At 66.4% G+C, this 18,521-nt stretch carries 18 protein-coding genes; 14 read left to right on the top strand and 4 right to left on the bottom strand.

Translation table 11 applies throughout. The annotated features are described in order from the left end of the window. Window positions 1-37: 37 nt before the first annotated feature. Window positions 38-829 carry a hypothetical protein gene (locus AC1DCF_RS10000; RefSeq protein WP_477210862.1) on the top strand — a complete coding sequence of 264 codons (792 nt, stop codon included), beginning with the start codon at window positions 38-40 and terminating at the stop codon, window positions 827-829. Between the two features lie 18 nt (window positions 830-847). On the opposite strand, the gene AC1DCF_RS09995 is transcribed toward AC1DCF_RS10000, so the two are convergent. Further along, on the bottom strand, window positions 848-2,326 hold the full coding sequence (locus AC1DCF_RS09995) for a hypothetical protein (RefSeq protein ID WP_477210861.1): 1,479 nt from the start codon (window positions 2,324-2,326) through the stop codon (window positions 848-850). Window positions 2,327-2,449: 123 nt separating this feature from the next. On the opposite strand from AC1DCF_RS09995, the gene AC1DCF_RS09990 reads away from it, so the two are divergent. Continuing rightward, a complete protein-coding gene (locus tag AC1DCF_RS09990; protein WP_477210860.1) occupies window positions 2,450-3,097 on the top strand; it encodes a CG0192-related protein in 648 nt (215 codons plus the stop codon). Here AC1DCF_RS09990 and AC1DCF_RS09985 read toward each other — a convergent pair. Both AC1DCF_RS09985 and AC1DCF_RS09980 read right to left on the bottom strand, forming a co-directional pair. Continuing rightward, entirely contained in the window at window positions 3,087-3,767 is a 681-nt protein-coding gene (locus AC1DCF_RS09985; RefSeq protein ID WP_477210859.1) for a hypothetical protein, read from the bottom strand. The two genes, AC1DCF_RS09990 and AC1DCF_RS09985, sit on opposite strands and share 11 nt — an antisense overlap. Beyond that, on the bottom strand, window positions 3,760-4,095 hold the full coding sequence (locus AC1DCF_RS09980) for a PadR family transcriptional regulator (RefSeq protein ID WP_441789092.1): 336 nt from the start codon (window positions 4,093-4,095) through the stop codon (window positions 3,760-3,762). The genes AC1DCF_RS09985 and AC1DCF_RS09980 overlap by 8 nt, the downstream gene beginning before the upstream one ends. A 142-nt stretch (window positions 4,096-4,237) precedes the next feature. On the opposite strand from AC1DCF_RS09980, the gene AC1DCF_RS09975 reads away from it, so the two are divergent. From AC1DCF_RS09975 to AC1DCF_RS09965, 3 genes are all read left to right on the top strand, one after another. Continuing rightward, window positions 4,238-4,534, top strand: a complete 297-nt coding sequence (locus tag AC1DCF_RS09975) for an SHOCT domain-containing protein (protein WP_477210858.1) — start codon at window positions 4,238-4,240, stop codon at window positions 4,532-4,534. Between the two features lie 102 nt (window positions 4,535-4,636). After that, window positions 4,637-4,954, top strand: a complete 318-nt coding sequence (locus AC1DCF_RS09970) for a PLD nuclease N-terminal domain-containing protein (RefSeq protein WP_441789090.1) — start codon at window positions 4,637-4,639, stop codon at window positions 4,952-4,954. Between the two features lie 185 nt (window positions 4,955-5,139). Then, entirely contained in the window at window positions 5,140-6,744 is a 1,605-nt protein-coding gene (locus AC1DCF_RS09965) for an ABC-F family ATP-binding cassette domain-containing protein (protein WP_477210857.1), read from the top strand. Between the two features lie 25 nt (window positions 6,745-6,769). Here AC1DCF_RS09965 and AC1DCF_RS09960 read toward each other — a convergent pair whose 3' ends face one another. Then, window positions 6,770-7,399 (bottom strand): nitroreductase family protein, encoded by a 630-nt coding sequence (locus AC1DCF_RS09960; RefSeq protein ID WP_477210856.1) that lies wholly within the window; start codon window positions 7,397-7,399, stop codon window positions 6,770-6,772. Window positions 7,400-7,520: 121 nt separating this feature from the next. Between AC1DCF_RS09960 and AC1DCF_RS09955 the strand changes: the two genes are divergently transcribed. The 9 genes from AC1DCF_RS09955 to AC1DCF_RS09915 all read left to right on the top strand — a co-directional run bounded on the left by AC1DCF_RS09955 (window position 7,521) and on the right by AC1DCF_RS09915 (window position 18,518). Beyond that, a complete protein-coding gene (locus AC1DCF_RS09955; protein ID WP_477210855.1) occupies window positions 7,521-9,026 on the top strand; it encodes a DUF3375 domain-containing protein in 1,506 nt (501 codons plus the stop codon). Continuing rightward, window positions 9,019-9,792, top strand: coding sequence for a DUF4194 domain-containing protein (locus AC1DCF_RS09950; protein ID WP_477210854.1), 774 nt, complete (start codon window positions 9,019-9,021; stop codon window positions 9,790-9,792). The genes AC1DCF_RS09955 and AC1DCF_RS09950 overlap by 8 nt, the downstream gene beginning before the upstream one ends. Next, window positions 9,789-13,184 (top strand): ATP-binding protein, encoded by a 3,396-nt coding sequence (locus AC1DCF_RS09945; RefSeq protein ID WP_477210853.1) that lies wholly within the window; start codon window positions 9,789-9,791, stop codon window positions 13,182-13,184. Before AC1DCF_RS09950 ends, AC1DCF_RS09945 begins: the two co-directional genes overlap by 4 nt. 169 nt (window positions 13,185-13,353) lie before the next feature. Then, a complete protein-coding gene (locus AC1DCF_RS09940) occupies window positions 13,354-13,836 on the top strand; it encodes a nitroreductase family deazaflavin-dependent oxidoreductase (protein ID WP_477210852.1) in 483 nt (160 codons plus the stop codon). A 163-nt stretch (window positions 13,837-13,999) separates the two neighbouring features. Further along, window positions 14,000-14,953 carry an aggregation-promoting factor C-terminal-like domain-containing protein gene (locus AC1DCF_RS09935; protein ID WP_477210851.1) on the top strand — a complete coding sequence of 318 codons (954 nt, stop codon included), beginning with the start codon at window positions 14,000-14,002 and terminating at the stop codon, window positions 14,951-14,953. Window positions 14,954-14,998: 45 nt separating this feature from the next. Continuing rightward, window positions 14,999-15,637 carry a DUF2461 domain-containing protein gene (locus AC1DCF_RS09930; RefSeq protein ID WP_477210850.1) on the top strand — a complete coding sequence of 213 codons (639 nt, stop codon included), beginning with the start codon at window positions 14,999-15,001 and terminating at the stop codon, window positions 15,635-15,637. A 10-nt stretch (window positions 15,638-15,647) separates the two neighbouring features. Further along, on the top strand, window positions 15,648-16,784 hold the full coding sequence (locus AC1DCF_RS09925; protein ID WP_477210849.1) for an acyl-CoA dehydrogenase family protein: 1,137 nt from the start codon (window positions 15,648-15,650) through the stop codon (window positions 16,782-16,784). A 34-nt stretch (window positions 16,785-16,818) separates the two neighbouring features. Continuing rightward, complete coding sequence (gene mmsB, locus AC1DCF_RS09920) at window positions 16,819-17,745, top strand: 3-hydroxyisobutyrate dehydrogenase (protein WP_477210848.1); 927 nt, start codon at window positions 16,819-16,821, stop codon at window positions 17,743-17,745. Continuing rightward, the gene (locus AC1DCF_RS09915) at window positions 17,742-18,518 is read left to right on the top strand and encodes an enoyl-CoA hydratase (RefSeq protein WP_477210847.1); all 777 of its coding nucleotides are present in this window, start codon (window positions 17,742-17,744) and stop codon (window positions 18,516-18,518) included. The genes mmsB and AC1DCF_RS09915 overlap by 4 nt, the downstream gene beginning before the upstream one ends. Window positions 18,519-18,521 lie beyond the last annotated feature (3 nt).

The raw sequence follows: 18,521 nt of genomic DNA, 5'->3' as shown, positions 1-18,521 counted from the left end.
CACCGACTGGTGCAGAACGCGTAGAAGGGCCTCACCCGTGCTATCTCGTCTTACCTCCCACCGGCCGATTTCGATCGCCCTCACGGGGTTCATCGCACTCGCGGCACCGGTCGCTTCGTTCGCGCTGGCCCCGACCGTTCCGTCCAACAGCGTCGGCATTGTCACGCTGAAGGATGCAACGGGACGGGTTCTGGCTGACGGCAGCACGACGAGCAGTCCCAGCTTCGCCAGCGTCACGGCAGCCGACGCCTGCTCAACGGGGTTCACCGATGCTGCGCGAATCAGTCTGATCACGGATTCAGGTGCTGCGTTTGTGGTCTCCGCCTCCGAGCCGATCGCTGACCCGGCGCAACCGGCCGTTGTTTCGACCGACGTCGTGCTCGCTGACTATCCACTGTCGACCGGCGTCACTCTTGCGCTTGAGTGCCTGCGGCTGGAGCGCGGTATTGCCGTGGCAGCACCGACCGTCTTCTCGGTGGGCCTCGATATCGCATCCGCACGTTTCGTCGTGGCGCCGGTACCTGTCATCCCGACGCCGACGCCGACGCCGACTTCCACCAGCACTCCCACGGCGACACCGACGCCGACGCCGACTTCCACCACGACTCCTACCGCGACGCCCACTCCCACCGCGAAGCCGAGCGTCACGCCGGCTCCGAGGCCCACCGCGACGCCGGGAGCCCCGGGCGGGGGAGCGAGCCAGGGCGGCCCGATGGCGTCAACCGGCCTCGACGTTGTCTCTCCGATCGCGGCAGCGCTGGTGCTTGCCGCGCTCGGGGTGATTGCCTTCATCGCGAATCAGAGGCGGCGCACGCAGCAGAAGGGTTGACCGGCAGCGGCCGAGCGGTTACGACTCGTCGGTCGGCGACGTCACGGTGTCCGACGTCGTGGTGTCCGACGCGGCGGTGCGTCGTCGGCGACCGATGAAGAAGATGGCCGCCCCTGCGACGAGGAGCACGCCGGCGACGACGGCCAGCCCGCCGACGAAGGCCGTTCCGGTCGAGGCCAGACCTGCTGGAGCAGCAGTCGGGTTCGCCGGTGCCACGGCCGCGGGAACGGTCACGCTCGGGACGTCAATCTCGGGGTCGGTGACGACAGGCTTGTCTGTGTCGGGGTCGGTCACGCCGGGTCCGCCGGTACCGGGATCGACAGGGTTCGGAACCTCGACAACGATCGGTGCCGAGACCGCAACGGTGGTCGTGCCGACCCGCAGGGCGAAGGTGTAAGTCCCCGCGCTCTGGGTCTCGGGAATCGTGAAGGAGGCGATCGCCGTGCCGGAGGCATCCGTCGTGCCGGAGGCAACGACTTCACCGTCGAAGAGCACGCTGAACGGGGCAGCGGCAGGAAGTCCCGCGATGCGTACGGGGATGATTGCGCCGCGCTTCACGACCGGCGGCGTGCCGGGAGTCGCGCCGGGGAGGGGGTTGTCGATGGTGGGGGTGTAGTCCCAGATGAAACTCACGTAGCCACCATTGGGGTTCGGAGCCAGCGCGGATGCCGCCAGGTCGCCAGCGAGGAAGGCCGAGCCGCCGCCGCCGGGTGCGACGACATCGACGTCGACATCCCCGCCCGGTACGTTGCGCTTGATCGCACCGCCGCCACCACCGGTGTATCCGCCGCCGCCGGCCCCGCCGACGTGGGTCGCGCCGACGGTCAGGGAGCCGCCCACTCCGCCTGCACCGAGTGTCGGCACCCCGGCGGACATGGTGGTCAGTGTTCCGTCGGTTGATCCGGTTGAGTCGCCGGTGCCGGCCTGACCGCCGACGGCTGTTCCGCCCGTTCCGTTGGCCGCAAGAGTTCCGAACGCCGTGCCGTCGCCACCGGCCGTCACGCCGAGGGTGGCGGGCGCCGCGCCATCACCGCCGGGGTAGGTAGCGAGGATCTGGTCTGGCCATTGGAAATACGCGGCATATCCGCCACCTCCACCGCCACCGGCAACTGCGAGAAGGGTGTTGTCGCTGTCCTGCAACGACGTTCCCGCGCCAGTCTCGCCGACACCGAAGGTGAACGTTGAACCGGCATACGATGCGCCGAGGTCGAGTGATGCGACTCCGCCGCCACCACCGACGGCAGTCGGATCGTTGGTGATGGCGAACGAGGCGGGCGCGCCGGCCGAACCGGCGATCGTCGCATGCAACGAGCTGATGCCGGTGGGAATCGTGAAGGTCTGGCCGGGGCCAGTCGTGGTGAACGTGACGGTGCAGGCGGTGACGCAATCACTTGCGAGCGGCGTCGCCGAGGCAGGTTGGGCCACGAGGCCGGCTCCGATGATCCCGATTCCGACTGCTGCTATCGAGCTGAACAACTTTGTTGCGCGACGACCCACGAAGTTCCTTTTCACATGAAATGACTCTCAAGCGCTCAATCGTCGCTCGAGACTGTTCCCCCAAACGGAGCTAATGCTATCGGTTCGCGGTTCGGGGAATTGCCATGTCCTACGATCGGAGTCATGGCGATCCTGCATCAGGCCGAGTTGCGGCCTTCCAAACTTGAACTCCTTGCCAACTGGCTGCCGACCCAGGACTGGTCAGGGGCCGGGCAGCTCGTGGTGTCTGATCTTCACCGCGTTGCGTCCTACCGCTTTGACGATCCAGAGGGGGAGGTCGGAATCGAGACGCTGATTGTCAGGGCGGGCGAGGGACACCTGCTCCAGGTTCCGCTCACCTACCGTGGTGCTCCGCTCGACGGCGCCGAGCAGTGGCTGATCAGCACGATGGATCACTCCGTCTTGGGCAAGCGCTGGGTGTATGACGCCAGCGGCGACCCGGTCTACGCATCCGCTCTGGCCGCTGCGATTCTCGCGGGTGGCACCGAGGTCGACCAGTTCGTGCAGGTCGGCGACAGCCTCCGGCCCCAACCCAGCACGACTCACGTGCAGGGGAGTGGGGCCCCCGACACGACCGTCGCGCCGATCGACACGGTGGCGGTGACGCAGCACGGCGACGTCACGGTCATCGATGCCGGCTCACTCCGTTTGTCGGTCAGGCGTGTGCTCGGTGAGGGCGTCGAGGTCACGGATGCCGCGCAGAGCCTGGTCGGAACCTGGGATGGCCAGCCGACTCCGATCGTGCTGGCACTCGCTTCGTTCATTCGCTGAGCCGACGGCGGCGCACCGCACGCACCAATAACGCGATTCCGACGGCGAAATTGACCAGGATGAGCACCAACGCCGACGACCAGAGGAAGTCGTACCAGGCGGGTATGACCGGAGTGAAGTCTTCGATCTTCGGCCCGTAAAATCCGCCGCCGCCGCCGCCCTGCACTCGCTCCAACGCGCCCTGCGCCGAGGTACTCTGCTTGATTGCTATCCCAATGGCATAGCTCGCGGCGGTCACGAGCACCGCACCGACCGGTATCAGCACCGCGGCCCACTTCTCCGCACGGCTCCAGGCTCGCGACAACCACACCATGACGATGCCGGCAGTCCAACCGAGCACGGGGATCACCATGCCGCCGAGCGCGACGAGCAGCGAAGCGAGTAGCACGTAGCCGACGCCGTCAGTCCGGTCCTCGGCGACGAATGTCTGAGGGCGGGCCGGTTCGGTGGGCGCGGGCACGCGGCTCGCCTCGCGCGCCTCGGCGGCGATGAAGAACGGGTCGCCCAACTGTTCGATGCGCACGGCTGCCGTTGCGGCGTCCAGGCCGGTGAGCTCCTCGGCGATCGCGTCACGGATGTCGCGCGCCGTCGCATCCGCCACTCCGACCAGTGCGGCGTCGAGTTGGGCCAGATAGCTCTGCACCGCGGGCGGTGTCGTCGTCTCAGTCATTGTCGGTTCCCCCTACCAATTCAGTGACCGTCCGGGTGAACGGGCCCCACTGCGTGCGAAAGCTGTCGAGTTGCTGGGTTCCGGCCTCCGTCAGCCGGTAGTACTTGCGAACCGGGCCGGTGTCGGATTGCTCGTCGTGCGTCGTGACGAGTCCCTGGGCGCGGAGGCGACTGAGTACCGGGTAGAGGGTTCCGATGCTGGCGATCAGCCCGCGTTCGATCAGGGTTTCCGACAGCTGCCAGCCGTACATCGCCTCGCGCGAGAGCACGCCGAGGATGCAGTACTCGACAACACCTTTCCGAAGCTGTGCACCCACATCCGCTGTCATGCATCACAAGATAGCAGCAGAAATCTCATATCTCTGCTCCGAACATCGCCGATTCCTCGCGCGAGAACCGAGCGGTGCGTAGTCTCTGTTCTATCTGCGCAGTCCGGATACGGCTGCCAGCGGGGGATTCGGGGGACCAATCGTGCAGAATCTAACGGGATGGCACGTGCTGATCATCCTTGGCGTGCTGATCGTGATCGGAGCCGTCGTGGTGGGCGGAGTACTCATTATTGTGTCGCTCGCCCGCCGGGCCGCACCGCCCGGCCCCGGTCGATCAGCCCAAACCACAGACCCCGTCGCGCCGGCTCGCCCGGGTGGCGGCGCGGGCCAGATCGATCCCGTCGAGCAGATCCGCCGGCTCGCAGAACTTCGTGATCAGGGACTGTTGAGTGAGGAAGAATTCCAGGCGAAACGCACCGAACTGCTCGGCCGAATCTGACCGGTCGTGGTCTTACCGGTTGCCGGACGCGGTGCCAGGATGGGGACACTTGCGACGCGAACGCCGTGTGCGCGTCGCTTTCCTCGGATCGAAGGAGCTGCCGTGAATACAAAGTCGAATGTGAAGCCGACGTCGAAAGAGCTGTTGCAGCGCAAGAAGCAAATGGAAAAGCGGATGGCGAAGCAGATGGACAAGTTCAAGGCGAAGCGCATGGAGAAGCAACCTGACAAGCGTGCCGTCATCCCGACCCTGATCATTCACGTGATCGTGCTGATCCTGACCTGGCGGGACATCGCCTCGCGCACCGATGACGAGGTGCGTGGCAACAAAGCGGTGTGGCGGGTGGCGAGTGCGCTGAACACGATCGGCTCGGTCGCCTACTGGATCTTCGGGCGCAAGCCACGGAATCCGCTCACGTAGTCGCTCCGCTCTGCGAACACGTAGAACGTCGCGTGTGCAAGACTAGGTGACGTCTTGTTCCTTACAGTTTGGTGAAGCCAGTGAAGATTCTCGTCGATTTCCCGCCGCTTTCTGCGCGCTGACTTCGTCGATCTTCCCGTTCCGGGCTCCGGTGTCAGCGCATCCGCTGACAACTCTGGAGCTTCATGTTCACGACTCACCAACCGACTGTCCTTTTCAACAACGCGAGCTTCGCGTGGCCTGACGGCACCGGCATCCTGCGCGATGCCTCCGCGAGCTTCGGCGCTGGTCGCACCGGAATCGTCGGGGCGAACGGCACCGGTAAGTCGACGCTGCTCAGGCTGATCACCGGCCAACTCACCCCGACCGCGGGCACCGTGACCGCATCGACAGACCTCAGCTATCTGCCGCAACATCTCACGCTGGACACGGAGGCGACGCTCGCCGACCTGCTCGGCATCCGTCACACCGTTGACGCGCTGCGGGCGATCGAGTCCGGTGACGTGGCGATCCACCACTTCGAGACGCTCGGTGACGATTGGGATGTCGACACGCGAGCCCAGGAGGCGCTGCGACTGGTCGGGCTCGGCGAGTTCGACCTTGACCGATCGGTGGGGGAACTCTCGGGAGGCGAGTCGATCCTCGCCGCGCTGGCCGGCCTGCGCCTGGCCAACGCGCCGATCGTGCTGCTCGACGAACCGACGAACAACCTCGACCGGGCCGCGCGACACCGTCTCTACGCCATGATCCGATCGTGGAAGGGCGCGCTCGTCGTGGTCAGTCACGACACCGCGCTGCTTGACCTGATGGACGACATCGCCGAGCTCAACAACGGTGCGCTGGCCGTGTCCGGCGGCAACTACACGGCCTACCGTGAGCACCTCGAGCAGGAACAGGATGCCGCGGCGCGAGCGGTCCGCTCCGCGGAACAGGTGCTGAAGACCGAGAAGCGTCAGCGCATCGAGGCCGAGACCAAGCTTGCTCGCCGCAGCCGGTATGCCCGCTCGGACTTCGAGAACAAGCGGGCGGCGAAGATTCTGATGAACCAACGCAAATCGAATGCCCAGGTATCGGCCGGGCGGCTCAGCACCGAAGCCGACAGCAAGGTCGACAGCGCGCGTGACGCGCTCGACGAGCAGAGCCGTCGCATCCGTACCGACAAACGCATCCGGATCGAACTGCCCGACCCGGGCGTTGCATCGACCCGGCGTCTCGCCGAGCTTCACGATGCCGAGCACTCGATCGTCATTCAGGGGCCGGAGCGAGTCGCGTTGACCGGTGGCAATGGGGTCGGAAAGTCGCGACTCCTGGATTCACTCGTCGGGCCGGTCGACGAGGAGCGGGGTGCGGCGAGCTACGGCGTCGCGCTCACCGAGAGAATCGGCTACCTCGCGCAACGGTTGGACAGCCTCGACGACCAGGTCACGGTGCTGGAGAGCGTGCGCGCCGCCGCGCCGAACACTCCGCCGGGCGAGGTGCGGGCGAGCCTGGCCCGCTTTCTGTTCCGCGGCGACGCCGTCGACCGCCCGGTCGGCCAACTGTCAGGCGGGGAGCGGTTTCGTGTCGCGCTGGCCCGGCTGCTCCTGGCCGACCCGCCGAGTCAGCTGCTCATTCTGGATGAGCCGACGAACAGCCTTGACCTGAACAGCGTCGACGAGCTGGTGGATGCCCTCGCCGGCTACCGGGGCGGCCTGCTGATCGTGAGTCACGACGACGCGTTTCTGGAGCGGCTCGGAATCACCCGGTGGCTCGCTCTCGATGCCGGCGGATGTCTCACCGAGGGCCGGTAGATCGCCTGGTGGCCCGGTCGCCAACTCAGCCCCGCCAGTCGCCCCGATGCACTACCTCGTCGAGGTGTTTACGGGCGCGACGGGTGGGGGAGCCGGTCGTCGCGCCGGGCGATTCCGGGTGACCGATGGTGATCGCGCCGACGGGAGAGTAGTCCTCCGGCACGCCGAACTCGGCCCGAAACGCGTCGATGCGTGCCGGCGGCACCCCGAAGAAGCATCCGCCCAGTCCTTCGTCCACCGCCGTTTGCAATATCAGCAGCGACGCCATTCCCGCATCGACATGCCAGTACGGCACCGCCCCGCGCGGTTCCACGTTTTCCAACCAGCCCTTCTCTGACCGGCCTTTGTCGTCCTGGGCATAGCGGCTCACATACGCGGCCTTCGACGACATCGGAACGATCACGACTGGCGCGGTCTGCATGCCGGCGAGCCAACGATTCGAGGTTCCCGCCTGAGTAGGAGGCGTCGTCGAACTCCAGAACCGTGCGACATCCCGAGGCGTGTCAAGAACCAGAAACGCCCAGCCCTGGGTGAACCCGGCGTTGGGTGCCCGCACTGCGTTTCGCAGCATCCGGTCGACGGCGGCCCCATCGACGGGCTGCGAGCTGTAACGACGCACCATTCGCCGGTGGCGCACCACGTCTTGAAAATCCATGGCTCCATAGTCGTACCTGGGCGGATGCCACGTCGAATCACAGCAAATCCCGTGTGCGCCAATACCTGCCTCACGCACCCGGCAAGCTACGGTTGATGAGGTCGAAAGAGGTGCATGAAGAGTGAGTGAAATTGCGGGCGAATTGGCGCGCGTGCGTGAGGCCTTCGACAAACCCACCCTGCGCCTGTTGGATCGCAAGTGGGCGCCGTTCGTGCTCGCCGTCTTCAAATCGTCGTTCAGTCGTGACCGTCGCAGCATCCCCGCCGATCTGCTGCACACCCAGGTCGACGCCTACCTGGCCGATCTGCGCACCGTCGGCACCGAAGTGCCGCCCGGCAAGAACGGGCGGGCGCTCTGCGTGCAGTGGATGAACGACCTCTGGCTCTACCGCGAAACCGATGACGCCGGCGAAGAGCAGTACTCGCTCACCTCGCACGCGCTCGAGGCGATGCTTCTCGTCGACGGGATGTCCCGCGATCGCGCCCTGATCAGCGAATCACGCCTGACCACGATCGTCGACGCCGTGCGTCACCGTGCCACGCAGGCCAATCCCGACCGCGAGGAGCGCATCCGTCGCCTCGACCAGGACATTGCCGAGAAAATCAGCGAGCGCGATCGTCTCGCCGCCGGCGGTGAGATCGCCGCCGCCTCGGTCGATCAAATGCACGAGGGCTACGTCGACCTGGTCGACCTCATCGCCCAACTGCCCAGCGACTTCAAGCGGGTCGAAGAGTCGGTGGCCGGTATGCACCGTCAGATCGTCAACGACTTCCGCAGCGAGGAACGCCCGATCAGCGAGGTGCTCGACGAGTACCTGTCGAAGACGGATGCCTTGATGTCGTCGACCGCTGAGGGGCGCGCCTTCGAGGGGGCGTTCGCGCTGCTCCGCAACGACGCGCTGCTGCTCGACCTGAAGAGCGACCTCGAGACGATCATCCTGCACCCGTTCGCCCTGGAATTGAGTCAGACCGAACGGCGCAGTTTCATGGCGACAGTGAGCCTGATCCGCACCGGCATCGACAACGTGCTGACCCAGCGCAACGGCCTGACGACCACTCTGCGGGAGCACATCGTCAACCACGATGTGGTCAAGGACCGCGAACTCGAGCGGCTGCTGCGCGACATCAACAAGGAGCTGTTCTCCTGGATGAAGACGTCGGGCCCCCGCTCCGTCGTCACCGCGGAACTCATGCCCGGCGCACTCGACGTCGAGCACTTGCGCGAGAAGTTCTACGATCCGGAAACCCACCTGCCGCCACCACCACTCGACGACGTGTCCGACGATGCGCCCGAGCCGCTGAGTCTCGATGCGATGCGCCAGCAGGGTGGGCCTCAGCTGGAAGAGATGCGGGATGCGCTCGTGAGCGCTTTCGGCGCCGGCGACGCGGCTTCCCTCGGTGAAGCCTTCAACGACCTCGACGAGGGGCTACGCCGTCCGGTTGAGATTCTGGGACTGCTGCAAATGGCCACCCAGCTGGGCGACGGACTCCACGCGAACGAGGTCGAGCGGTTTGAAACCGTCCGGCCCGATGGCACGAGCCGCAGCTTCTCGGTTCCGCGTCTCACCCTGAACACCGACGACACCGCGGCCCTGGCCGCTCTGAGCTATGGATCTGATCATGACTGATGAGCCGACCGACGACCGTTTCGACAAAGACGCGATGACCGACGCCCCGACCGACGAGACACAAACCGACGAGACACCGACCGACGACGCGACCCGCGCCGAGTCGGAGAGCTTCTCGCTCTTCGAAGGCGATGAGGGCGGGCTGACCCCGGCGCAGCGCCGCACGCTCGTGCTGCTGCTGAAGCACCGCTATCTGTCCGCGGCGCTCTACCCGTCGGAGTGGCGCACCCTGCTCGCCTCCGAGCGCCTGCTCAAGGGCCGCCTCAACGACCTCTTTCTCGACCTGCACGTCGACCGGCACTACGAAGTCGCGTTCAAGCGCCAGGCCGTGGCCGAGGGCGGCGAACGGTTCCCCACCTTGCTGCACGACGTCTCGTACACCCGCGAAGAGACGATCCTGCTCGTGCTGCTCCGCCAGAGGTTCCGCAGCGAACGCGCGAACGGCCACGACATCGTGATCGTCGACCGCGACAATCTGCTGGACAATGTGGCGCACTTCCGGCCCGAGTACGCGACCGACCGCTCCGGCGATGCCCGTCGTGCCTCGGCCGCTGTCGACAGCCTCGTCAAGTCGCGGGTGCTCGCCAAGACGAGCGACCCCGACCGGTTTCGCATCTCGCCCGTGATCGAGGTGCTTCTTCCGGTCGAACGGTTGCGGGAGCTTCTCGACTGGCTGGTCGAGCAGAATGGCGCCGACAACGACGGCTTCACCGACATCGACGATCTGACCGCTCCGACCGAGCCTGAACTGGAGCCGATCAAATGACCGATTCCCCTCTCTTTCACATGGATGGCGCGACAGAGGGCACGACCCAGTGGCGTGCCGAGTCGTTCCAGATGGTCAACTGGGGTGGCTTCCACGGGCACCACGAAGTGGCGATCGCCCCGACGGCCACGCTGATCTCCGGCGCATCCGGAACCGGCAAGAGCAGCCTGATGGATGCCTACCTCGCGCTTCTGATGCCCTCAGACACCCCGTTCAACGGTGCGTCCAACGACGCCGGTTCCGGGCGGGCGCGCTCGAGTGACCAGCGCAACCTGATGACCTATCTCAAGGGCAAGACCGACTCCACTCGTGAGGCGCAGACCGGCGAGATGCACGACCAGGTTCTGCGCGGCGCGGACTCCGCCACCTGGGGCGGAGTGGCGATGACCTTCATCGACGACAACCAGCGCCGGTTCACCGTGCTGCGCACCTACTTCCTGCCGCGCGGGGGCAACAAATTCGGTGACATCAGCATGAAGATGGCGACCCGTGACGGCGCCCTCGACCTGCGTGAGCTGGCCGACGTCGTCGAGTCCCGGTTCGAGAAGCGCGCGCTGAAGAACCGGTTCACCGATCTGGAGGTGTTCGACACCTACGCCGCGTTCGCGCAAACCCTGTACACGCGCCTCGGCATCGGCGCCAACGGTGAAGGCGGCAAGGCGCTGCGCCTGCTCGCCCGCATTCAGGCCGGACAGCAGGTGAAGACCGTCGACGGCCTCTACAAGTCGATGGTGCTCGAAGAGCCGACGACCTTCGCCGCCGCCGACAAGGCCGTGGCCCACTTCGAAGATCTCGAGCGCTCTTACGGGGCAATGCTCACCGAAGCGCAGAAGGCCGCGGTGCTGGAGCGTCTGCCCGAGTTGCACTCCGAATGGGAGACCTCGAGCGCCCAAGCGGCGATGGTCGACACCTTCGGCGTGAATCGCAGCGGGGACACCCCGTTTGTGCTCTGGAGCCTGACGACGGAGCAGCGCCTGCTGGAGCAGGCCGAGGACGCCAACCGGGCGGCACGCCGCGAAAACCAGGCCGCGCTGAGCGCCGCTCGCGACGCGGAAAGCGACCTCAAGTCGCGGGTCACCGGTGTGCAGCGTCAGCAGCGGGAGAACGGCGGCGATGTGCTGGCCGGGCTGCAGAGCGATGTCGACACGCTCGCCACCCAGCGTGACACCGTGCAGGACGAGCACAGCAGGTTCGCCGAACGCATCGCCGTGCTCGATTCCGAGGTGAACTCGGCCGACGGTTTCATGGCTGCGCGCGCCGACGCGGAGAGCTTTCTGGCCGGATTCGCTGCCGCCGACGCCGAGTTGGAGGCGCGTCGCACGGCGCTCCACAAGGAGTCCTACCCGCTCGAAGAGCAGATTCGCACGCTCAAGCAGGAGAAGACGTTCCTCACCGGGCGCGAGAGCCTGGTTCCGCAGCACCTGCACGCCGCCCGGGTTCTGATCGCCGAGGCCGCCGGCCTGCCGATCGAGGAGCTGCCCTTCGTGGCTGAGCTGATCGACCTGGCCCCCGGGGAGGATGCCTGGCGGCGCGCGGCCGAGGTGACGCTCGCATCCGTCGCCCGGGTCATGCTCGTCGACGAAACGCGCCTCGGTGCCCTCAGCGCCGCCATTGAGCCGCTGCGCATCCCGGTGCGGATTCAGTTCGAAGGGGTGGCCCTGGCCCCGCACCAGGACAGGGCCGGCGACCCGCGCTACGTCTCGGGCAAGCTCGTTTTCAAACCGTCGCCGTTCAGCGGCTGGGTTCAGGATCGGGTGAGCGCAGCGCACCTGGACGCGCTCTGTGTGTCGGGCCCGTCCGAGCTGGCCGGCGACGGCCCGCGCGTCACCCAGAGCGGACAAACGCGCAACGGCAAGCGCGGCGCCCACGGTTTCAACGCCGACCAGAAACCCATCATCGGGTTCTCCAGTGTCGCGCGGCTGGGGGAGCTCTCGGCCGAGCTGGATGTGCTGGCCGAGAAGGCGACAGCCATCGCCGGTCGTGCTGCCGCGGTCGGCGCCAGCATCGGGGAGCTGCGCACACAGAAGGAAGCACACCAGTTCGTGCTCGACACCGTGTGGCTCTCGATCGACGTGGATGCGGCCGAGGCACGTGTGGCCGAGAAGAAGGCCGAACTCGAGCGGGTGCTCGCCAACAGCGACATTCTGCGCGGGCTGAAAGACGAGGAAGAACGTCTCGTCGCCGAGCTCGAGAACGCACAGAAACTCAGGCACGTGACCGATCTCGAGGCAGCGTCGCTGGCCGCCTCACAGGCATCCATCGTCGACCGCAACGACGAAGTCAACGATCTGCTCGACCGGATCGAGCGCGAACAGGCTGTCACGTTGGCCGACGAACACGTCGAGCACCTCGACGCCCAGTTCGCCGCGGTCGGCGACACCCACGATCTCGACGGCTTCGCCGCGAGCCTTCGCCGGCTGCGTGAGCGCCTCACCGAGCAGTCGCAGCAGGACCGACGCAACGCGGAGAGCGCGCACGACACCCTGGTGGCCATCTTCGTGACGTTCCAGAACCGCTGGCCAGACCCGAACGTCGGGGTGTCGATCGAGTCGTACACGAGCTACCTCGACATTCTCGACGCGGTGCACACCCTCGGTCTGCACGAACGTCGGCAGGAGTGGAAGCGTCGCCTCTCCGAGTGGAGCGGGCAAGACCTCGTGCCGCTGACTGTGGCCTTCGCCACCGCGATCGAGGAGATCGAAGACCGGCTGCGTCCGATCAACGAGATTCTGGCCACCCTGCCGTTCGGTGCGGGTCGCGACCGGTTGAAGATCTCGCTGCGTCGCCTGCACCGGGATGACTCGTCGGCGTTCCGCAAGGAGCTCAAGGCGCTCTCGTCGGGCGCGACCGACGAACTCAACGACGACGAGGTCGAAAGCCGTTTCCGACGCCTGCAGGCGTTCATGGGGCTGATCCGAAAGCCCGATGGTGCTTCGAAGGGGGAGTCGCCGCGCGATCTGCTGCTCGATGTGCGCAAGCATGTCGAGATCACCGCGGTGCGCATGACACCCGACGGGGTCGAGGTGAGCACCTACTCCTCGCTCGGCGGCAAGAGCGGTGGCGAATCGCAGGAGCTCGTGGCATTCGTGGTCGGGGCCGCACTGCGGTTCCAGCTCGGCGACGAGAGTCGCACGCGCCCGCGCTTCGCCCCGGTCTTCCTGGACGAAGGGTTCGTGAAGTCGGACTCCGAGTTCGCGGGCCGGGCCGTCGCGGCCTGGAAGGGGCTGGGTTTCCAGCTTATCATCGGGGCGCCGCTCGACAAGGTCACTGCGCTGGAGCCGCACATGGAGCTCGTGCTGTCGATGACGAAGAACAACGCGACGGGCTACTCCTACATCACGCCGCTCTCCTCGCCGGCAGATACGCCGGTGCCGGAGTCTGCCGTCGCCTAGCCAGCGCACGCAGTCATCCCCTCCCTCCTCGGTGGTGTGTGGCTAACTCCGGTAATCCCCGTCAGATTCGTCCGAAACAGGCTGTTCGGGCGCGATCTGCGAAGGATTACCGGAGTTAGCCCCCGCACAGATCTCGACGCGAGCCGCCGAGCACGAGCAGAATAGGCGCATGCCCACCGCCCTGCAGCTTGTGCGTTCACTCATCGCCCCGCTCACGCGCACGCGCCTGTTCCGCTGGCTGGGTCCCCGCGTGCTGCCCCCGGCCGAACGCGTACTGAAATGGATGAGCGGTGGCCGCGTACAACTGAGCGGTCTGCTCGTTCCCTCACTTGTCTTGCACTCGATCGGCGCCCATTCCGGCATCGAACGCGACACCATGCTGATGTACACCCCCGACGGTCACGGTCGGGCGATCGTCGCCGGAACGAGTTTCGCCCGCGCGGGGCATCCGGCCTGGACCTACAACCTGATGGCACATCCGGATGCCGCAATCAGCGTGCGCGGCAAACGCACGAACGTGCAGGCCCGGCGATTGACCCCGCCCGAAGTCGATGCCGCGTGGCACAAGATCGAACGGCAGTGGCCCGGATACCGGGGCTATGAGCGGGATTCAGGGCGCACGGTGCGACTGTTTCTGCTGCAGCCGGTGTGAGCGCGACCAATCCTCAGTTCTGATGACTTTGCCAGGAAACCGGCAGGACTTGTGCAGATCACGTCTGCATACTGGCAACTTCGCCCGGGCGGACCCCCGCCCGTGGATTGTCGATCAAGAGTCGCTCTGGCGTCGCGCCTGAGCGATTCACTTTGTGAAAGTCATGCCAAACCCACTTCGTTCTTTGTTCTCCTCGTTCTCCAATTCCACAGATCTCGACTCCGACTCGGGTGGTACCCGCGTTGAGCAGAGGCGCCGACGCCGCGGTCGCAACCGCCAGCGGGTGCTGATGGCCGGAGCGGTCGTCGCAGTCGGAGCCCTCGTCGGCACCGGTTTCGTCGTGCAGTCAGCGGTCGCCGCTCAGAACGAGAGTGCTGCTTCGGCAGCCGAGACCCGTCAGTCCGAGGCCGAACTGGCCGATCGCGTTCTGCGCGCCCACGCCGTCTGGACCGCCAAGTCCACGGTCTCCGGCGCAAACACCGTGATTGCCGCCGCACAGGGCAAGACCGACGCCACGACGCTGGCGACCTCGGTCACCGCGCTGAGTCGTGCGACCCTGATCGCTGAACCCGCGACGATCACTGATCTGGCCACCGTGACCAAGACTCAGACGGCAACAGTTCAGGCCGCGACGGTCGAGGCCGACCGGGTCGCCGCCGAGCAGGCCACCGCTGCCGCCGCGGCGCAGGCCGCTGCCGAGGCACAGGCTGCCGCCGAAGCTGCCGCTGCACAGGCCGCCGCCGAGGCTGCCGCTGAAGCCGCTGCCCCGAAGGCGCCGGCCGCGTCGTCCCGGCCCGCAGCACCGACCGACCCGAGCGGTGCCCAGGCCATCGCCCGCGACCTGATGGCGTCCCAGTACGGCTGGGGAGACGACCAGTTCGGCTGCCTCGTCAGCCTGTGGGACCGGGAATCGGGCTGGAACGTGAACGCGTACAACGCGTCGAGCGGTGCCACGGGTATCCCGCAGGCCTTGCCGGGCAGCAAGATGGCAACGGCCGGTGCCGACTGGGCGACCAACCCGGCCACCCAGATCACCTGGGGTCTCGGCTACATCGCGGGTCGCTACAGCAACCCCTGCGCTGCCTGGGACCACTCGGAGTCAGCGGGCTGGTACTAACCAAAACGCTTGCCGCCCGGCGCGGGCCGGGCATACCCTCTGGTCATGACCTTTGACGGCTGGCCGCTCGCAGCACTTGACTTCTACCGGGGCCTGGAACTCGACAATTCCAAGGCCTACTGGCTCGCCCACCACGAGGTGTACGAGCAGCAGGTGCTGCAGCCGATGACCGAACTTCTCGACGAGCTCGCCGAGGAGTTCGGTCCCGGTCGTGTGTTTCGGCCCTACCGAGACGTGCGCTTCAGCGCAGACAAGACCCTCTATAAGACGGCGATCGGCGCGACGCTGCCGAGCGGGGGCTACGTTCAGTTGTCGGCGCGCGGCTTGGCCGCCGGCGCCGGATACCATCGGCTCGCTCCTGACCAGCTGGAACGCTACCGGCGGGCCGTGGCCGACGAGCGGACCGGGGAGAGCCTGCGGGACAGCATTGCCGCGGTCGAGGAGCGTGGCATCGAGGTCACCGTGCGCGACGCACTCAAAACCGTTCCCCGTGGCTACCCGAAAGAGCACCCACGCGCCGATCTCTTGAAGAACAAAGACCTCGCGGCGTGGACGGAGTGGGGCACCGGTGACTGGCTCCAGACGGCAGAAGCGAAGGAGCACGTGGTCAGTTTCTTGCACGAAGCCCGGCCCCTGACCACCTGGCTGGATGCGCACGTCGGCCCGACGACGTTGACGCGCTGACCGGGCAGCCATGTTCGAACTCACCGAAGAGCAGCAGGCACTCGTTGACATGGTGCGCGACTTCGCCTCCGTGGCGATCGCCCCGCACGCCATCGAATGGGACCAGACCAAACATTTTCCGGTCGACGTGCTTCGCGAAGCCGGAGCGCTCGGAATGGGCGGAATCTACGCGGAGGAGCGGTTCGGCGGGTCGGGTCTCTCTCGGCTCGACACCGTTTTGATCTTTGAGGAGTTGGCCAAGGCCGACCCGACAATCGCCGCCTACATCTCCATCCACAACATGGTGGTCTGGATGATCGACGAGTTCGGAAACGATGAGCAACGGGCCGAATGGGTACCGGCTTTGGCCAGCATGGAGATGTTGGCCAGCTATTGCCTGACCGAGCCGGGGGTGGGTTCCGACGCCGGAGCACTGACCACGAGGGCCGTGCGCGACGGTGACGACTACGTGATCAACGGCGCCAAACAGTTCACCTCGGGCGCCGGAGCATCCGGCATCTACGTTGTCATGGCGCGCACCGCCGACACCGGCAGCCGTGGCATCACCGCCATCGTGGTTCCCGCTGGAGTCGACGGTCTGTCGTTCGGCGCCAACGAGAAGAAGATGGGCTGGAACGCCCAACCGACGCGCTCGGTGATCTTCGATAATGTGCGTGTGCCGCTCACCAACCGGTTGGGCGAGGAAGGCAGCGGGTTCGGCATTGCGATGAAGGGACTGAACGGCGGACGCCTCAACATCGGCGCCTGTTCGCTCGGCGGAGGGCAGGCCGCGCTCACCAGTTCCATCACTTATCTGAAGCAACGCACGGCGTTCGGCGGGCCGCTGATCGAGCAGCAGACCGTGCTCTTTCAGCTTGCCGACATGGAGACCGAGTTGCAGGCGGCCCGGGCCCTGCTCTGGCGGGCAGCGGATGCACTCGACCGCAACGCGCCCGACGCGGTCAAGCTCTGCGCGATGGCCAAGCGGGTCGCGACGGATGCCGGTTTCACCGTCGCCAACAGCGCCATCCAGCTGCACGGCGGCTACGGATACTTGGCGGAATACGGCCTGGAGAAGATCATGCGGGACCTTCGCGTTCACCAGATCCTCGAGGGAAGCAACGAGATCATGCGTCTGATCGTCGGCCGGATTCTGGCCGACGAGTAGGGACACGGGCGTCAACGATGCAGGGGAGCGCAGCATGACAAACGAAACAATCGCCTTCATCGGGCTCGGCCACATGGGCGGACCGATGGCAGCGAACCTGGTGAAAGCGGGGTATGCAGTTCGAGGGTTCGACCTGGTTCCCGCCGCCCTGACGCAAGCGCGCGCCGACGGCGTGCAGGTGGTGGAATCGGCGGCCGAGGCAGCGGCAACAGCCAACGTGGTAATCACGATGCTGCCCGCCGGAGAACATGTTCGCGCCGCCTACCTCGACGACGGGCTCATCGCCGCAGCACAGCCGGGCACCCTGTTCATTGAATCGTCGACCATCGCCGTCGACGACGCCCGGGCCGCCCACGAGCTGCTGCGCGCCGCGGGGCACCGCGGTGTTGACGCACCGGTCTCCGGCGGGGTCGTGGGGGCTGAGGCCGGAACACTGACCATCATGGTCGGCGGGGAGGCCGACGATTTCGCGGCGGCCGAAGAAATCCTGCAGGTGATGGGCTCGCGGATCGTGCACTGTGGCGGGCCGGGCGCCGGTCAAGCGGCCAAGGTGTGCAACAACATGATCCTCGGGGTGTCGATGATCGCCGTGAGCGAGGCATTCGTGCTCGGCGAAGCGCTCGGCCTCACCAACCAGGCGCTGTTCGATGTCGCAGCTCACGCATCCGGTCAGTGCTGGGCGTTGACGACCAACTGCCCGGTTCCGGGGCCGGTACCGACGAGCCCCGCGAACCGGGACTATCTGCCGGGTTTTGCCGGAGCGTTGATGGCCAAAGACCTCGGCCTGGCCGCCCAGGCATTGGAATCGACCGGGGTCGTCGCCGAGCTCGGCGGCCGGGCCGCAGAAATCTACCGTCTGTTCGCCGACGGCCCGGGTGGGGCCAGAGACTTCTCGGCAATCATCGAAGAGATTCGGACGAACAGCGACCTGACGAAGACCGATTCGAGGGGGAAACAGTGACAGAGAACGAGACAATCCTTGTGACCCGGCAGGGTCGGGTCGGCATCATCACACTGAACCGGCCCCGGGCCCTCAACGCACTCAACGACGCACTGAGCCGCGAGGTGCTGGCCGCCGCGCAGGACTTCGACGCGGATGCGGGGATCGGCGCGATTGTCATCACCGGGTCGGAGCGCGTGTTCGCTGCCGGTGCCGACATCAAGGAGATGGCCGAGAAGTCGGTGAGCGAGATGTACCGGGCCGAGTGGTTTTCGGCCTGGGATGACCTCGCCCGGGTGCGCACGCCCCTCATCGCGGCCGTGGCGGGCTACGCGTTCGGCGGCGGCTGCGAGCTCGCCCTGCTCTGTGATTTCATCATTGCCGGCGACAATGCCCAGTTCGGACAGCCGGAGATCACGCTCGGCGTGATTCCGGGGATGGGCGGTTCGCAACGCTTGACGCGGGCGATCGGCAAGGCCAAGGCCATGGACATGGTGCTGACCGGTCGCACCATGGCTGCGGCCGAAGCCGAGCGGTCCGGGCTCGTCGCCCGGGTCGTTCCGACCAGCGATCTTCTGCGCGAGGCCATGTCAGCGGCCGAAACGATCGCCGGGATGTCTAAGCCGGTGGCCATCATGGCCAAAGAAGCCGTGAACGCGGCCTTCGCCCTGCCGCTGACGACCGGAGTGCAGTTTGAGCGCCGGCTCTTCTTCTCCAGCTTCGCCACCGAGGATCAGAAAGAAGGCATGCGTGCCTTCACCGAGAAGCGTCAGCCGCACTTCGTGCATCGATGATCG

It is taken from the genome of Leifsonia sp. 10L418 (assembly GCF_056395445.1).
This window is presented reverse-complemented; position numbering and strand designations above follow the sequence as displayed.

What these genes read in the sequence shown, in the direction of transcription:
- AC1DCF_RS09990 (WP_477210860.1), top strand. Translation starts at nt 2,450, where the DNA reads ATGGCGATCCTGCATCAGGCCGAGTTGCGGCCTTCCAAACTTGAACTC.
- AC1DCF_RS09960 (WP_477210856.1), bottom strand. Translation starts at nt 7,399, where the DNA reads ATGGATTTTCAAGACGTGGTGCGCCACCGGCGAATGGTGCGTCGTTAC.
- AC1DCF_RS09930 (WP_477210850.1), top strand. Translation starts at nt 14,999, where the DNA reads ATGACCTTTGACGGCTGGCCGCTCGCAGCACTTGACTTCTACCGGGGC.
- AC1DCF_RS09965 (WP_477210857.1), top strand. Translation starts at nt 5,140, where the DNA reads ATGTTCACGACTCACCAACCGACTGTCCTTTTCAACAACGCGAGCTTC.
- AC1DCF_RS09980 (WP_441789092.1), bottom strand. Translation starts at nt 4,095, where the DNA reads ATGACAGCGGATGTGGGTGCACAGCTTCGGAAAGGTGTTGTCGAGTAC.
- mmsB (WP_477210848.1), top strand. Translation starts at nt 16,819, where the DNA reads ATGACAAACGAAACAATCGCCTTCATCGGGCTCGGCCACATGGGCGGA.
- AC1DCF_RS09935 (WP_477210851.1), top strand. Translation starts at nt 14,000, where the DNA reads ATGCCAAACCCACTTCGTTCTTTGTTCTCCTCGTTCTCCAATTCCACA.
- AC1DCF_RS09985 (WP_477210859.1), bottom strand. Translation starts at nt 3,767, where the DNA reads ATGACTGAGACGACGACACCGCCCGCGGTGCAGAGCTATCTGGCCCAA.
- AC1DCF_RS09925 (WP_477210849.1), top strand. Translation starts at nt 15,648, where the DNA reads ATGTTCGAACTCACCGAAGAGCAGCAGGCACTCGTTGACATGGTGCGC.
- AC1DCF_RS09945 (WP_477210853.1), top strand. Translation starts at nt 9,789, where the DNA reads ATGACCGATTCCCCTCTCTTTCACATGGATGGCGCGACAGAGGGCACG.
- AC1DCF_RS09950 (WP_477210854.1), top strand. Translation starts at nt 9,019, where the DNA reads ATGACTGATGAGCCGACCGACGACCGTTTCGACAAAGACGCGATGACC.
- AC1DCF_RS09940 (WP_477210852.1), top strand. Translation starts at nt 13,354, where the DNA reads ATGCCCACCGCCCTGCAGCTTGTGCGTTCACTCATCGCCCCGCTCACG.